Annotated in this window: 10 protein-coding genes; 7 read left to right on the top strand and 3 right to left on the bottom strand. The window is 62.4% G+C overall.

The features are described 5' to 3' along the window. The first annotated feature begins 408 nt into the window (after positions 1-408). The 7 genes from LAN64_16135 (at position 409) to LAN64_16105 (ending at position 10,906) form a co-directional block, all read left to right on the top strand. Positions 409-1,518, top strand: a complete 1,110-nt coding sequence (locus LAN64_16135; protein MBZ5569366.1) for a sensor histidine kinase — start codon at positions 409-411, stop codon at positions 1,516-1,518. Then, the gene (locus LAN64_16130; protein MBZ5569365.1) at positions 1,515-2,915 is read left to right on the top strand and encodes a sigma-54 dependent transcriptional regulator; all 1,401 of its coding nucleotides are present in this window, start codon (positions 1,515-1,517) and stop codon (positions 2,913-2,915) included. Before LAN64_16135 ends, LAN64_16130 begins: the two co-directional genes overlap by 4 nt. 747 nt (positions 2,916-3,662) lie before the next feature. Further along, a complete protein-coding gene (proC, locus tag LAN64_16125; GenBank protein ID MBZ5569364.1) occupies positions 3,663-4,508 on the top strand; it encodes a pyrroline-5-carboxylate reductase in 846 nt (281 codons plus the stop codon). Between the two features lie 359 nt (positions 4,509-4,867). Further along, a complete protein-coding gene (locus tag LAN64_16120) occupies positions 4,868-6,184 on the top strand; it encodes a homoserine dehydrogenase (GenBank protein ID MBZ5569363.1) in 1,317 nt (438 codons plus the stop codon). Continuing rightward, positions 6,184-7,437: a threonine synthase gene (gene thrC, locus LAN64_16115; protein ID MBZ5569362.1), complete on the top strand. Its 1,254-nt coding sequence runs from the start codon at positions 6,184-6,186 to the stop codon at positions 7,435-7,437. Before LAN64_16120 ends, thrC begins: the two co-directional genes overlap by 1 nt. Continuing rightward, positions 7,434-8,396: a homoserine kinase gene (gene thrB / locus LAN64_16110; GenBank protein ID MBZ5569361.1), complete on the top strand. Its 963-nt coding sequence runs from the start codon at positions 7,434-7,436 to the stop codon at positions 8,394-8,396. Before thrC ends, thrB begins: the two co-directional genes overlap by 4 nt. Before the next feature lie 179 nt (positions 8,397-8,575). Beyond that, positions 8,576-10,906 carry a fused MFS/spermidine synthase gene (locus LAN64_16105; GenBank protein ID MBZ5569360.1) on the top strand — a complete coding sequence of 777 codons (2,331 nt, stop codon included), beginning with the start codon at positions 8,576-8,578 and terminating at the stop codon, positions 10,904-10,906. Here LAN64_16105 and amrB read toward each other — a convergent pair. The 3 genes from amrB to LAN64_16090 form a co-directional block, all read right to left on the bottom strand. Further along, positions 10,827-12,401 (bottom strand): AmmeMemoRadiSam system protein B, encoded by a 1,575-nt coding sequence (gene amrB / locus LAN64_16100; GenBank protein MBZ5569359.1) that lies wholly within the window; start codon positions 12,399-12,401, stop codon positions 10,827-10,829. The two genes, LAN64_16105 and amrB, sit on opposite strands and share 80 nt — an antisense overlap. A gap of 30 nt (positions 12,402-12,431) precedes the next feature. Further along, positions 12,432-13,679, bottom strand: coding sequence for an AmmeMemoRadiSam system radical SAM enzyme (gene amrS, locus LAN64_16095; GenBank protein ID MBZ5569358.1), 1,248 nt, complete (start codon positions 13,677-13,679; stop codon positions 12,432-12,434). Between the two features lie 151 nt (positions 13,680-13,830). Beyond that, positions 13,831-14,217, bottom strand: coding sequence for a hypothetical protein (locus LAN64_16090; GenBank protein ID MBZ5569357.1), 387 nt, complete (start codon positions 14,215-14,217; stop codon positions 13,831-13,833). Between the last annotated feature and the right edge of the window lie 3 nt (positions 14,218-14,220).

The raw sequence follows: 14,220 nt of genomic DNA, 5'->3' as shown, positions 1-14,220 counted from the left end.
TTTCCCAAAGTGCTGAGGGTGTGGTAGCTTCGCTTCAAGGCGGTTCTCCTTTCGTTGAGAAAGTTTCCAACCCGACTCTATCAAGAGCCGGGTCGAGAACCGCCCCTCAACCTTCAACTATGGATGGGACACCCTCGCGGCTGCGGTGGAATGTAGGTGGTCACAAGTTCGTTGCACCACCGGTTTTTGTTCTTCCGGTGCTTCCACAGAGTGCATCTGCGTAAGCAGCCGGGCTGGGAGCGGGGCAGCCCTTGCTTTCAGCAACTTGCCATGGCTACATGTGCGGAACGCGCCACCATCACTGCCTGATTTCGGGCAGCGCTGGACGATTTGGGGCAACGCAGGTCAGGCAGCTCGCAGTGCTATAAAATTTCAAGACGGTCTACTTGTATGTCTCGAAAAACCCTAGTGCGCGTCGTGGTGTTATTTGCGACGATCGGCCTGATCTCGCTGTTGCACTACCGCACACCGACGACACATATCTGGCTCCACCCTCTGTTGCAGCGTGCTTACTATGTGCCTTTGCTGATGATGGCGGTGTGGTATGGCTGGCGTGGCGGTCTAATTGCTTCTGCCATTACGAGCATTCTTTATATTCCCCACATCGAGATGTCCTGGACCGTGAACCCCGAATACAGCGCCGCTCAGAAGGTTGAAGTCGGTATGTTTTTCGTAATAACGCTGCTGACGGGCATTCTGGCCGACCACGAACGGGCACAGCGTCGTAAAGCGGACCTAGAGCGCCAAAAAGCAGAACAAATGGCCCAGGATTTAGCCGACGCGAATCAGCGGCTGCAGGCTTCCTTTGAGCAGCTTCGTCGCGCCGACCGCTTATCCGCCATGGGAGAGCTTTCCGCAGGACTGGCCCATGAGATCCGAAATCCTCTTGGCTCGATTGAAGGCGCAGTGCAGATTCTCCGGCGCAAGCAACTTGAGGACGAGACCAAGGAAGAATTTGGAGAGCTTGCACAGCGCGAGCTCGACCGCCTCAAAGGGATCGTCAATCGGTTCCTTCGTTTCGCACGTCCGCAACCTCCGCGGCGAATACCCACCGATCCGATGCTCCTTCTTGAGTCCGTTTCCAAGCTGGTGGCCGAGACGGCAAAGATGGGGAAGGTCCAAGTCCGCGTCGAATCCGCCTCCGACATTCCTGCAACCTCGATAGACCAGGAGCAGATCAAGCAGGTGTTGCTCAATCTGGCCATCAACGCAATTCAGGCAATGCCGGCAGGAGGCGAGGTCATGTTGTGCGCGGTAGCCGACGGTGTCAACCTCCGCCTCGAAGTACAAGATCAGGGCATCGGAATCGCCGATGAGAACTTGGAGAGAATCTTCAATCCATTCTTCACAACCAGGGACGAGGGGACAGGACTAGGTCTTTCAATTGCCGAACGGATCGTTAGCCAACACGGTGGCCGAATCGAACCGCGTCGTAACCGAACAAATGGGATGACGTTCAGCGTGGTCCTGCCGATAACCGAGCCGTTACGCGCCGATGCCGCTGAGGCACATAAGTGAGTTCCAAGCCCCTCATCCTCGTGGTGGACGATGACGCGAGCCAGCGGCGCCTGGTTGAATTCTGGCTCCAAGAAGAAGGTTATGCCGCCGTCACCGCAAACGACGGGAGTTCTGGCTTTGAAGTGTTTGAACGGAATGCCCCATCGCTGGTGATCACGGACATACGTATGCCGGGCCTCAGCGGCCTCGACCTGCTCAGCCGGATCAAGGCGGCGAACGCCGAGGCGCCCGTCATCCTGATCACGGCATTCGGAACGGTCGCGGATGCCGTCGAAGCGATGAAGCTCGGAGCGGCAGACTATGTTCTTAAGCCGCTGAACGGCGACGAACTCAAGCTTACGGTCCGCCGGGCGCTCGAACGCCAGCAGTTGGTGGATGAGAATCGTTATCTGCGCAACCTGGCCGGCAGCACCTTTCGTTTCGACAACATCGTTGCGCAGTCACGCAAAATGCGCAATGTGCTTGAGATTGCGGGCCAAGTTGCCCGCCGCGATTCCACCGTCTTGCTCTCCGGAGAATCTGGTACCGGCAAGGAACTGCTCGCCAAGGCTCTCCACCAGAACAGTCTTCGTGCCGGCAAGCCATTCATCACTGTGAACTGTGGAGCCCTCCCTGAGACGCTGGCTGAATCCGAGTTGTTCGGCCACCGCAGGGGCTCGTTCACCGGCGCCACCGCCGATAAAGCCGGCAAATTTGAGACGGCGAACGAAGGCACGATCTTCCTGGATGAAATTGGAGAGTTGCCGCTCACGATGCAGGTGAAGCTACTGCGAGTCATCCAGGAACGCGAAATAGACAAAATCGGCAATCCGCGGCCCATCAAGGTCAACGTGCGGATCGTTGCGGCGAGCAATCGCAATCTAAGAAACCTCGTGGAAGACAGTCAATTCCGGGATGACCTGTTTTATCGCCTGAGTGTCGTCACGATTGACATACCGCCGCTCCGCGAGCGGCGAGAAGATGTTCCCCTGCTCGTGCAGCACTTTCTTCACACGTTCCAGGCACGTTATGACCTGCCTACCCTCACAGTCTCCGATGAGGCAATGGAAAAGCTTTCCCATTATGGCTGGCCGGGAAACGTTCGTGAGTTGGAGAACGTGATCGAGCGCTTGGTCGTGCTCGGCAAGGGCGAGGTCATTCGCGAGGAAGACTTGCCTGCTGAGCTACAGCGAATGGAATCGCGCGCGGCAAGCATCGGCCTCAAGCTGCCCGGCGAGGGTATCGACTTGGAAGGTGTCGAGAAGGAACTCATCTTGGGCGCCTTGGAGAAATACGTCTGGAACCAAACCCAGGCCGCCAAGTATCTGAACATCAGCCGCAAGACTTTGATCTACCGCATGGAGAAGTTCGGCTTGCAGCCTGCCGTCGAGCCGCAGGACAACCCCAAACTGTCCTGATGCGCGAGCGCCTGCCCTGCGAAACCGAAGGCCTGACTCCCCCGGATTTCCAGTTCGGAAATTTTTCACAAAATATTTCCTCCAATGTCACAGACATCTCCCTCCGTACTCGCTATGCTGGGAATGCGCACAATGCGCCAAGGTGTCGGTGTTTGCTGGTACCTTGTTTAGCTCTTTGACAACAATAACCGCATCGCCGAGGGATGCACAAGTTAACTCTACGGTACATGCCATCCTCTCAGGCAACCCAAGGGATACCGTGGATATCCCATGCGGTATCCGAGCGGCAGTATCGCTGCAACTGGTTCTTGCCGTGAGCCTTGCGCCGTGAACCTTGAGCCCTTCAGGGGAGGGGGGTGGGTAAACACCTCTGGTACGGAGTTATTAGTCTAAGAGTTAAGGATGGATGCTCGGCTCAGTGCTTCCAGAATGGGTTGGAGAGGCCAGTCGGCGCCATCGCCGGCGACATCTCATCCTCGGTGCAAACGTGCAGCGGCCCTGGCTGGAGAGGGGGAACTCGCAGCGACGCGTGACAGGAGCAAGGATTGTCGGGAGTGTAGTCCTCGTGGCACTCTGGGCACTTCATACTGGGTTCCCTCCGCTGCGTTTTCCTAGTTCCTTCATACCGCGGCTCGATGGCAAAAGTACAATCGAGAATTTCGTTCGCGAGAATTGGATTTTCTGGATCAAATTCAGTCCGTCCTGAATCCAGGAACGCGTTACGACAGGTACACTCCAATCAAAATGATGCGGCCAGAAAAACCCGAACAGGCTGTCCTGCGCAAGAAGCACATCGCGATCTTGGGCGCGGGCAAAATGGGAACCATCCTGTTGCAGGCGCTGCTCAACCAGGGCTTGCTCTTGCCCGAGCACGCCCGCGCCTCGGTGCAGCATGCCGATCGCGCGCAGAAGCTGCGCAAGCAACTCCATATCGCCGTCGGCACTGACAACGCCGAGGCGGTCCAAGGCGCCGACATCGTGCTGGTCTGCGTCAAGCCGCAGACCGTTCGCCCGGTGCTGGAAGAAATCGCGCCCGTGCTGACCACCAAGCAGTTACTGATTTCCATCGCCGCTTCCGTGCCTACGGCTTACATGGAGAAATCGCTGCCCCCGGGTATGCCCATCATCCGCGCCATGCCCAATACGCCCTGCACCGTGCGCACGGGAATGACGGCGGTCTGCAAGGGCTCGCACAGCGACTCGCATCACCTCGCCACCGCCTGCCTGCTGTTCGACGCCGTGGGAAGAACGGTGGTCCTGGACGAGAAGCACATGGATGCCGCCACCGCGCTCTCCGCCAGCGGCCCCGCCTACATCTACATCATCCTGGAATCGCTCGCCGAAGCCGGCGTCAAGGTCGGCCTGCCGCGCGACACTGCCACGCTGATGGCGGCGCAAACCACCCTCGGCGCGGCCCGGGTGGTGCTCGATACCGGCGACCATCCCGCCCTGCTCAAGGACGCCGTCACCACGCCGGCGGGATGCACCATTGACGGCATCCTCGAGTTGGAGGAGGGCAAGCTGCGCGTAACCCTGATCAAAGCCGTGGTGAAGGCCGCCAGCCGCGCCAAGGAACTGCTGTTCACGGAGTGACCGCGCATGTCCCCGTTTTTTCGATTGGATAAATCGAAAACTTCCGTTTCCGGTGACTCCGCGGTCTCCTTTATATTTACTTTGCTTATGTCCTACATCGTCAGCACGTCCGGCGTGACAACATCCGCGACAGCGGGTACAGGCATTTCACGCCTGACGGTGGAGGACGGGTAAGAAAAGATCACGGCAACAAACCCCGAACCCACCGCCCGACACGCGGTGGGTTTTTTGTTGGGAAGAAATTTCGGAGAAGTTGTCGATGATCTTGGGGAAGCGCGTGAGGCGTCGTTGTTCAATCGTCCCGCGCTGGAAAGCAGGCCGGAGTTATGGGTTCACGAGCGCTGCAAAAACCGGTGAGAATGGCGCGTCACTTGAGCAAACCCGCGCTGCTGGAGGCGAAGCCGCAGCAGCGAGAGGCGCGGTGCAAGATCGCGATGATCGGCTTCGGCACGGTGGGACGGTCGGTGGCCAAAGTGCTCTGCGAACGCGCCGGACGCGTGCTGCTGACGCATGTGTGCAGCCGCAGTGTCAATCGCGAGCGGGCTCCGTGGCTGCCGCCGGAAGTGCGCTGGACCGACGACGTCAATGACGTGTTCGCCGCTGACGTGGACGTCGTGGTCGAGTTGGTTGGAGGCCTGCAACCCGCCGAAGACTGGATCCGACGAGCGCTCGAGAGTGGCAAGTCGGTGGTCACGGCCAACAAGCAGTTGATCGCGCACAGCGGCCCGGAGTTGATGGAGCTGGCGCACCGCATGGGCCGCCATCTTGGTTATGGCGCGTCGGTCGCGGGCGGGATTCCGGTCGTGTCGGCGCTGCAGGATGGTCTCGCCGGCGACCGGCTGCTCAAGATTCGCGGCATTCTGAACGGCACGTGCAATTACGTGCTGACGCAGATGGAAAGCGCCGGCATCTCGTTTGCCGCAGCCGTGAAGGAAGCGCAGAAGCTGGGATTTGCGGAGGCGGATCCGAGCGAAGACGTGGACGGCCTGGACGCGGCGGCGAAGCTGGCAATTCTGGCGCGCGTGGGATTGCAGGTGCAACTGCGAACCGGCGCTGTGATGTGCCGGTCCATCCGCGAGATTGAAGCGGTGGATTTCGAGTACGCGCACGAGCTCGGCTGCACCATCCGCCAAGTGTCCCGCGCGGAGCGAAACGGCGATAGCCTGTTCGCGTCGGTGCAGCCGGCGCTGGTTCCGCTCTCGTCACCGCTGGCGCGCGTGCAGGGAAACCAGAACCTGGTGGTGGCGACGGGAGAGTTCGGAGGCGACACCGTGTATTCCGGATTCGGCGCGGGCGGAAATCCCACGGCGGTCGCGGTGGTTTCCGACCTGGAAGCGATCGCCAAGGCGAACGGCAACGGCGCGGGACTTGCGGCCGCCGAACCGCAGCAGCCGAAACAGATCAGCAGTGACTTCGCGTCGCGGCAGTATGTGCGGTTCACGGTGAACGACCGCCCGGGAATCATCGCGGCACTGGCGTCGGTTTTTGCCGAGCACCAGATCAACATCGATTCCATCCTGCAGAGACCCGGATACGCGAAGTCGAGCCTGCCGTTCCTGATCGCGTTTGAGGCATGCCGCGCGTCGGTGCTGGAAGAAGCGCTGGAGAAAATTCGACCGCTGGATTTCCTGGTGAAGCCGCCGCTCAGCTTGCCGGTTTTATCGGAGGGAGAGTGATGTATCTGCGGTGCAGCAATCCGGATTGTGCGGCCCGGGTCGAGGGAGAAGATCGTGCGCTCCTGTGCCCGCGCTGTGGCGACCTGTTGGAACTGGCCTTGGGCGTGCCGTTGCTTGATCCCGAGGTGCTCAAACGCATGTGGCTGGAGCGGCGTTGTTCTTTTGATCCGCGTGATGGCAGTGGCGTGTGGCGGTTCCGGGAATTTCTGCCTGGACCGTACGCGCCGAATGAAGTGGTTACGCTGGGCGAAGGCAACGTGCCGCTGGTGCCGGCCGGCAAGACCGCGTCGTGGTGTGGATTAAAAGCCCTCAGCTTCAAGCACCTGGGATGGAATCCCACCGGCTGCTTCAAAGACCTGGGAATGACGGTGGGCATCACCGACGCCAAGCACCGAGGCGCGCGTGAAGTCGCCTGCGCTTCCACGGGCAACACGGCGGCATCGATGGCGGCGTACGCGGCGCGCGCGGGGATCAGAGCGCGGGTGTACCTGCCGGCTGGCGCGGTGTCGCACAACAAGCTCGCGCAGTCGCTGGATTACGGAGCGGAGATCCAGGAGGTCGAGGGCAATTTCGATCGGGCGCTGCAAGTTGTGCTCGCCGGCGCGGGACCGGAGATGTACTTCCTGAATTCGATTAACCCGTATCGCATCGAGGGACAGAAAACCGCGATCTTTTCATTGCTAGAGCAATTGCAGTGGAGGCCGCCGGACTACATCGTGCTGCCTGGCGGAAATCTGGGGAACACGGCGGCCTTCGGCAAGGCGCTTGCGGAGCTGAAGGCGAACGGGTTCATCGAGATAGTGCCGAGGCTGATCGTCATCCAGGCGGAAGGCGCGAATCCCTTGGCGCGCGCCTGGAAGAACAAAAGCGAGGAGCTGCAACCGATGGCAGAACCGGAGACGGAGGCGACGGCGATCCGCATCGGCTCGCCGCGCTCGTGGAACAAAGCTCTGCGCGCGCTGCACTTTACCGACGGTCTGGTAGCCGACGTCAGCGATGAAGAGATCAGCGACGCCAAAGCGATGATCGGGCGCGACGGCATCGGGTGCGAGCCGGCTTCGGCGACTACGCTGGCCGGGCTGCGCAAGCTGCGCTGCCGCGGCGTGCTGGGCTCCGATGCGGTAGTGGTGGCGATGCTTACCGGGCACGCGCTGAAAGATACCGACTACATTTCACGGCGGCACGCGACGGTACAGGTGGCGGCGGGAGTGTGCGTGGCGCCGCGGATGGAGAGGGCGGTGCAATGGAAATGAACCGTAATTTTGAAGGCGCCGCGATTTGCGTGCCCGCATCGGTGGCCAATCTCGGGCCCGGTCTGGACACGGTAGCCGTGGCGGTGCGGCTGTATTTACGGGTGCGCATCCTCAAGCTGCGTCCGGAACGCATGGGCGAGGTGCACTGCATTTTTGTTGACCAATGTGTCGGAGGCGATAACGCCATCGAACGCGCGCTGCGTTATATGACGGAGCGCCATCGGGTCGAACTTCCGGGCTTGCAGTTGGAGGTCCGAAGCGAGATCCCGATGCGATCGGGATTGGGCAGCAGCGCCGCCGCTACCATCGCGGGGCTGCGCATTTTTGAACTGCTGTGCGGCCCCCTGCCGGCGAACGAGTTGCTGGCGGCCGCGTCCGAACTGGAAGGGCATCCTGATAACGCGGCAGCGGCGCTGCTCGGCGGCTTGACGGTGAGCTGTCAATTGCAGGATGGATCGGTGCTGGCGGCGGCTTCACACTGGCCGGAGCGCGTCGAGTTCGCGGTGCTCACACCGGAGTTTGCGCTGAAGACGGAGGCGTCGCGGCGGGCGCTCCCGTCGCAACTGAATCGCGCGGACGCGGTGTTCAACCTGCAGCGCGTCGCCCTGTTTCTGCAGGCAGTACACGCCGAAGACTACCAGTTGCTCCATGAGGCGATGCGCGACCGCTGGCACCAGCCATTTCGGCAGGCACTGGTGCCGGGTCTGGAGACGGCGCTGTCGCTCACGCATCCCGATCTGTTGGGCGTCTGCTTGAGCGGGTCGGGACCCTCGGTGGTCGCTCTCGCACAGCGAAACGCGCCTGCGATCGGGAAGCTGTTGTCGGATGCCTATCGTCAGCTCGGCATCGCGCATCGCGTGCGCGTGTTGCAGGCGCACCAGTGTGCGGATGGGGATGCAAATCCGGCGATGCGCGATTTCAATACGATCGAGGCGACCGGAATGCGCGCTCCCAGTTAAAGCAAGCTGAGAGGGCCCAGCGATTTAGTGTGCAAAAGGCAGTGGCCCCGGCGAGGCCCGGGTACACTTCCTCTGTATCCAATCCTTCCCTTAGCCGGTACCACGGCAGCGGATTTCCATCACAGCCAGGTTCCTGTCGACCGCGTATGATTCGGGCAGGAATCCGTATGCAGGTTCGGATGGGCCAGGCACCGGAGGCGGCCCTCGTTTCTGTGCCGCGAGTTGCGCCTGAGGCAACAGCCGCAGCCGTGTGCATCGGCTTCACGGCGGTGATCGCACAAATCGTGCTCATGCGCGAGTTGGTAGTGGTGTTCTGCGGCAATGAGATGTCCCTGGGCCTGATGCTTGCGACATGGCTGCTGTGGACGGCGTTGGGCGGAGGCGCACTGGGCCGGTTGCGACTGCGCCTGCGACCTCGGTGGCTGGTAGCGCTCCTGCAAGTTGCAGCCGGAGTCTCGTTGCCGGCAACGATCGTGCTGGTGCGTTCGGCCAGAGTCTGGTTCCGAGTGACTCCCGGAGAACTGCTGGGCCCGGGCGCGATGCTGCTTACCTCGGTCATTGCGCTGGCGGCATTCTGCACGTCGTCGGGATGGTTGTTTGCCGCCGCGAGCCGCCTGTACGCGGACGAATGCGGGACATCGTCGGCGACCGCGACGGGCAAGGTCTACTTGCTGGAGGCGGTCGGGTCGTGCGCTGGCGGATTGCTCGCCAGCCTGGTGCTGATCCGGCACGGCAGTGCGTTTCAAATCGCGTTGCTCGTCCTGATGGTGAACGCCGGTTGCGCGGTTTGGCTAACCGTGCAGCGCGGTCCAAGGCGGCGGATCATCGCGGCCGCGCTGGCTGCCGTGATCGCGGCCTCGCTGGCGTGGATCGTGCCGGGTCTGGAACGCGCATCGCAGGCGATGCTGTGGCGAAGGTTGCGCCCGGTCGCGTCGGCTGATTCGGCTTACGGTCGCCTGGACGTCGTGGAAACGGAATCAACCCGCAGCGTTTATGAAAATGGACTGGTCGCATTCCATGCCGAGGACGCGGCGAGCGCGGAAGAAACGGTTCATCTCGCGCTGCTGCAACATCCGGCGCCGAGGAGCCTGCTGCTGATCGGAGGAGGAATGAACGGCAGCCTCGGCCAGGCGCTGCAGCACCCGACGTTGGCGCGCATCGAGTACGTCGAACTGGATCCGACGGTCCTGTTGCTGGCGGAGCGATATTTCCCCGAGCAGTCGGCGGCGCTGCGCTCAGAGCGGGTGCGCGTGCACCATCTTGACGGCCGGTTGTTCGTGAAGACCACCGGATCGCGGTTCGACGTCATCATCGTGAACCTGCCGGAGCCGCAGACGGCGCAGCTCAATCGCTTTTACACGCGCGAGTTCTTTGCCGAGGCGGCCGGGAAGCTGAATGCAGGCGGGCTCCTCGCATTGCAACTGCGCGGCGCGGAAAACTACATCAGCCCCGACCTCGGCGACTTCCTGCGCTGCATTCATGGCACGCTGCGCAGCGTGTTCCCCGACACGGTGGTGATTCCAGGGGAGACCGTCCACTTTTTTGCCGCCAACCGCCCGGGCCTGCTGACCGCGGAGCCAGAAACGCTGCTGGCGCGGCTGCGCGAGCGAGGCATCCGGACGCAGTATGTGCGGGAATACTACCTCCCGTTTCGCATGGCGCCGGATCGCATGCGCGAACTGGAGAGTGCACTGCACTCGTCGGGAGCGGTTGCGATCAACCGGGACTTGTCGCCGGCTGCGTACTACTTCGCGGTGATGTTGTGGAGCACCAGTTTCGACGCGCGGTACCGCCAACTGTTCGCGTGGCTGGCGGGCGTGAAGTTTGCCGGCGTGCTGCTGGTCGCGGTCCTCCCGGTGGCGGTGTTCGCAGTTGCCATGCGCTTCCGGCGACGGCGTCGCAAGGGAATTGCGGGCCTGTGCGTGGGCGCGACGGGAATGGTGCTGATGGCGGTCGAGATCCTGCTGTTACTTGGGTTTCAGGCGATCTACGGCTATGTGTATCACCAGCTCGCAATTGTGATCGCCGCATTCATGGCGGGCATGGCGGCAGGAAGCTGGCTGATGCTGCGGGATGGAAGGTCCGCCCGCAGCGAACACGTGAACGACTGGGCGTTGCCTGCACTGCAAGTCGCAGCGGCAATGTCGCCGTTGCTGCTGTACGCGGTGTTGCAATGGTTGACCACGATGACCAGCGGCAGCGGCTTGTTATTGGCGAGTCAGCTCCTGTTTCCGGCGCTGGCGCTGGCGTTCGGCATTCTGGGCGGATACCAGTTCCAGGTCGCGAGCCGCGTGTTCTTCGCGCGAGTGGACGACGAGCGGCCCAACCCCGCCGCGCTCTACGCCATGGACCTGGTGGGCGCGTTCGCGGGAGCGATCGTGGTCAGCGCGTACCTGGTTCCCGTGTTCGGGATGTTGGAGTGTGCGGCTGTTATCGCGGCGGTGGCACTGGGGCCGGCGTTGGCGGCGCTGCCGGTGTCCACAACGGCGGGTCAGTTGGCGCGACGCTAGAGGCTCTGCGCTCCCCGAACACGAGCGCGGTAAACATAAACAGGTCGGTGTCATCATCGCGCCAGGCATTGGGCGGGAGGCCGGCTTTCCGGCAGACCTGCTCAAGGAACGTCTTGCGGTCCCAGCGCTCGTCCACCGGCACCTGCGGCAGCAGCACGCCTTCAATATCTCCTTTCTTGATGAACAGGCCGTGGCGGCCGATTTCGATCTGCTTCACATCGGTGACGCGGCGGAATGAGGAGAGGACCGAGACCTCGTATTCCAGGTCGCCGAGCTCTGCCGGCGCGACCGGCGGAAAGCGCGGATCGCGCATCGCGGCGAAGGCGGCGACGTCGCGGACCGTCAAGTAGAGTGGCTTGAGCGCGTTGACGTAACCGATGCAGCCGCGCAACTGACCGCGCTTGGTGAGGGTGACAAAGGCGCCGCGCTCGTCCAGCAGCAAGTCGGAATCCGGCTGCGCAACGGAGTCGAGCATGGTGCGCTGGCGCACTGCGGTTTCCACCGACCGGCGCGCGAGGTTCAGCAGCTCTGCACGGTCGCGCTGGGGGAGCGAGTAATCGGCGAACTTGGCTGGACGATGCGACGCCGGCTGCACCAGCGCGGCGGCTGCATAGCCGACTACGCGGCTGCGGTCGCCGGTGACGTCGCCGCTGTTGGCGTACTTGAGCAGGGCCGCCTCGGTGGCCCCGAGATGCTCGGCGGCGATCATGGCCGCGACGATGGGACCGCCGCCGCAGGCTTCCCACGCGCCCGCGGCGAAGTTGCGGCTCAGGCTGAAGTAATCCCACGCTTGCACGGCGCGTAGGGGCTTGCGATCGAGCGCGTTGGCCTCCTCATACTTATGGAAGTGCGAGAGGTCGGAGCTGGCGACGATGAGCGTGTCCGGGGTGCTGAGTTTGGCGAGCGCAATGCCGAGCGCGCGGCTGAGCGCATAGCTCTGCTCGCCCATCACGATGGGGACCAGTTGAAAGTCGCCGAGTGCGCGCTGCAGAAACGGCAGTTGAACCTCCAGCGCATGTTCCGACTGGCCGCGAGAAGGTGTGTGTCCGCGGCTGGAAAGCCGCAGCGCTGGGGTGGCGCGGGCCAGCTTCGCGGCGAACGTCTTGTCGACGGGAACCTGGCCGAGTGGAGTCGAGTAAGCGTCGCCGTCGTAGATGGAAGCGAAGGCGAAACTTTCATAGTGCGAGGGCGCGATCACGACCACACGGCGAAAGTTTTGGCCCTTGAGCAGCGCGTAGGAATGCGCCGCCACCGCGCCGGAATACTGATATCCAGCGTGCGGAGAAACGATCGCCCAGAGGTGTCCCTGCACCGGCGCGCCATGGGCCGCGGCGAGCAGGCCGTCCACCGTCTTGCTCAGCTCGTCGCGGTCGGCGGGATAAAAGCTGCCGGCGACGGCGGCGGGCCTGACCTGCGCGGCATCGTTGGACGGCGCCAGCACCAACGTGAGCAGCATCACGCCCAGCACCAGGGGCGATAGCGCGGAGATCGGCATGGGCGCTCTCCTCATGGTAACCATGTCAGTCTAGGTCCACATGCCCGCTACCGGCGCGCGGCAGAACTCGCAGCGGCCGTTTTTCAACTGCAGCTTGCGCACGGTGAACCCGGCGCGCTCCACGACCACGCGGCTGCACTTGGGACAATGCGTGTGCTGGCCGGCGTGGCCGGGCACGTTGCCCACATAGACAAAATGCAGCCCTTCGGCGCCGGCGATGGACTTGGCGCGCTCCAGCGTTTCCACCGGCGTCGGCGGAAGATTCTTCAGACGATACAGAGGATAAAAACGCGTGAAATGGACCGGAACATCCGGCCCCAACTCCGACTTGACCCACTTCGCCATGGCTCTTAACTCACTCTCACTGTCGTTTAAGGATGGTACGGTCAGGTACACGATTTCCAGCCACACGCCGCGCTTGCGGATGGTGACCAGCGTTTCCAGGATCGGCTTGAGCTCCGCGTTGACCACCTCGCGGTAGTACGCATCGGAAAACGCCTTCAGGTCAATCTTGATGGCGTCCATGCGATGGCAGAGGCGCTCCAGAGGCTCGCGGCGGATGAAGCCATTGCTGACGAACACGCTCTTGATCCCCGCAGCGTGGCCGGCCTCGGCGGAGTCCAGGTAATACTCGGTTGCGATGACGGGCTCGCTGTAGGTATAGGCGAGCGTCGGGCAGTCGTTCTGTCGTGCGGCGGCGGCCAGGCCGGCGGGCGTGACGTACTGCCGTCGCAGTTGCTCGGGAGCGATCTGCGAGATTTCCCAGTTCTGGCAGAACTTGCAATTGACGTTACAGCCGCCGGTAGCGACGGAGAAGGCGAGCGTGCCCGGTCGGAAATGGAAGAACGGCTTCTTTTCGATGGGATCGATGTGTGCGGCGCACAGGCGAGAATGCACCAGGCTGTAGTAGGTCCCGCCGCGGTTCTCGCGCACTTTGCAGTAGCCGCGCCCGCCGTCGGCGACCACGCACTGGCGTGGACACAACCGGCACTGCACGCTCTTCGATGCGAGCTTGTCATAGAACCTGGCCTCGACGGCGGCGTCGCCTTGCGGCAGCGGGGAATCGTGCAGCGGCTCAGAGCAACAGGCAGGTAAAGATGCGGCCACGGCGCACGCGGCACAGGGAAGCGCGGCTACTTGAAGGAAGCGGCGGCGGTTCAGGTTCAGGGCCGCGGTTGCATTCGGCTTGCCGGGGACATCGGCGGGCAACGCGTCAATGCAGTCGTCGCGCGGAAGGAGTTCCTTCCCAAAATTCTCCGGGGTGGTGCTGCTCGGCATGATCGCATCAGCCTGCTGCACCTAAGGTATTCCGCTTTTGGACTGTGGGATGAAAGAATCGGCACCAGCGCGTTCGGGCGTTTTGCCGAAACAGGAACGCCCGGCGGCAAGCGCAAGCCCTGGTTTGAACGCTTATCCTTATTATTGCCAATTATGCGTAGTCGATGGGGTGCTTTTCCAGCCAGTGCTCATCGCGCACCCTGTCGATATTTTTCAGCGCGCGCGAAGCGACGCTGGAGGCCAGGCCGCGGCTCTGCCAGGCGACGGCCGCGCCGAACCCAACGACGCAGCCGAGCACGCCGCATTCGAACGCCCGGAGCGCCGATCTGTTGCGGTGGGCTGGATACGCGCTCAACAAACCGAGGGCCGCCCCAAGGACTGCGGGCTTCAGGGCGGTGCGAGCCGACTGGTTGAAGAACGTTCCCAGGTGTTCTCCGTGCAGATACGAGTCCCGGCCCAGTGCCGCTCCCTCACGCCCGCTATGGACAAGTTTCTGACCGTAAACTGCGGTTGACTTCGACCATTCGCGTACATTCATAGT

The organism is Terriglobia bacterium, from assembly GCA_020073185.1.
Taxonomy (GTDB): domain Bacteria; phylum Acidobacteriota; class Terriglobia; order Terriglobales; family Acidobacteriaceae; genus JAIQGF01.
Note: the sequence above shows the minus strand (reverse complement) of the source record. Positions and strands in the feature narration are given on the sequence as shown.

Coding starts and splice junctions, on each gene's coding strand:
- proC (MBZ5569364.1), top strand. CDS start 3,663: ATGCGGCCAGAAAAACCCGAACAGGCTGTCCTGCGCAAGAAGCACATC.
- LAN64_16120 (MBZ5569363.1), top strand. CDS start 4,868: ATGGCGCGTCACTTGAGCAAACCCGCGCTGCTGGAGGCGAAGCCGCAG.
- thrC (MBZ5569362.1), top strand. CDS start 6,184: ATGTATCTGCGGTGCAGCAATCCGGATTGTGCGGCCCGGGTCGAGGGA.
- thrB (MBZ5569361.1), top strand. CDS start 7,434: ATGAACCGTAATTTTGAAGGCGCCGCGATTTGCGTGCCCGCATCGGTG.
- LAN64_16105 (MBZ5569360.1), top strand. CDS start 8,576: ATGGGCCAGGCACCGGAGGCGGCCCTCGTTTCTGTGCCGCGAGTTGCG.
- amrB (MBZ5569359.1), bottom strand. CDS start 12,401: ATGCCGATCTCCGCGCTATCGCCCCTGGTGCTGGGCGTGATGCTGCTC.
- amrS (MBZ5569358.1), bottom strand. CDS start 13,679: ATGCCGAGCAGCACCACCCCGGAGAATTTTGGGAAGGAACTCCTTCCG.
- LAN64_16090 (MBZ5569357.1), bottom strand. CDS start 14,217: ATGAATGTACGCGAATGGTCGAAGTCAACCGCAGTTTACGGTCAGAAA.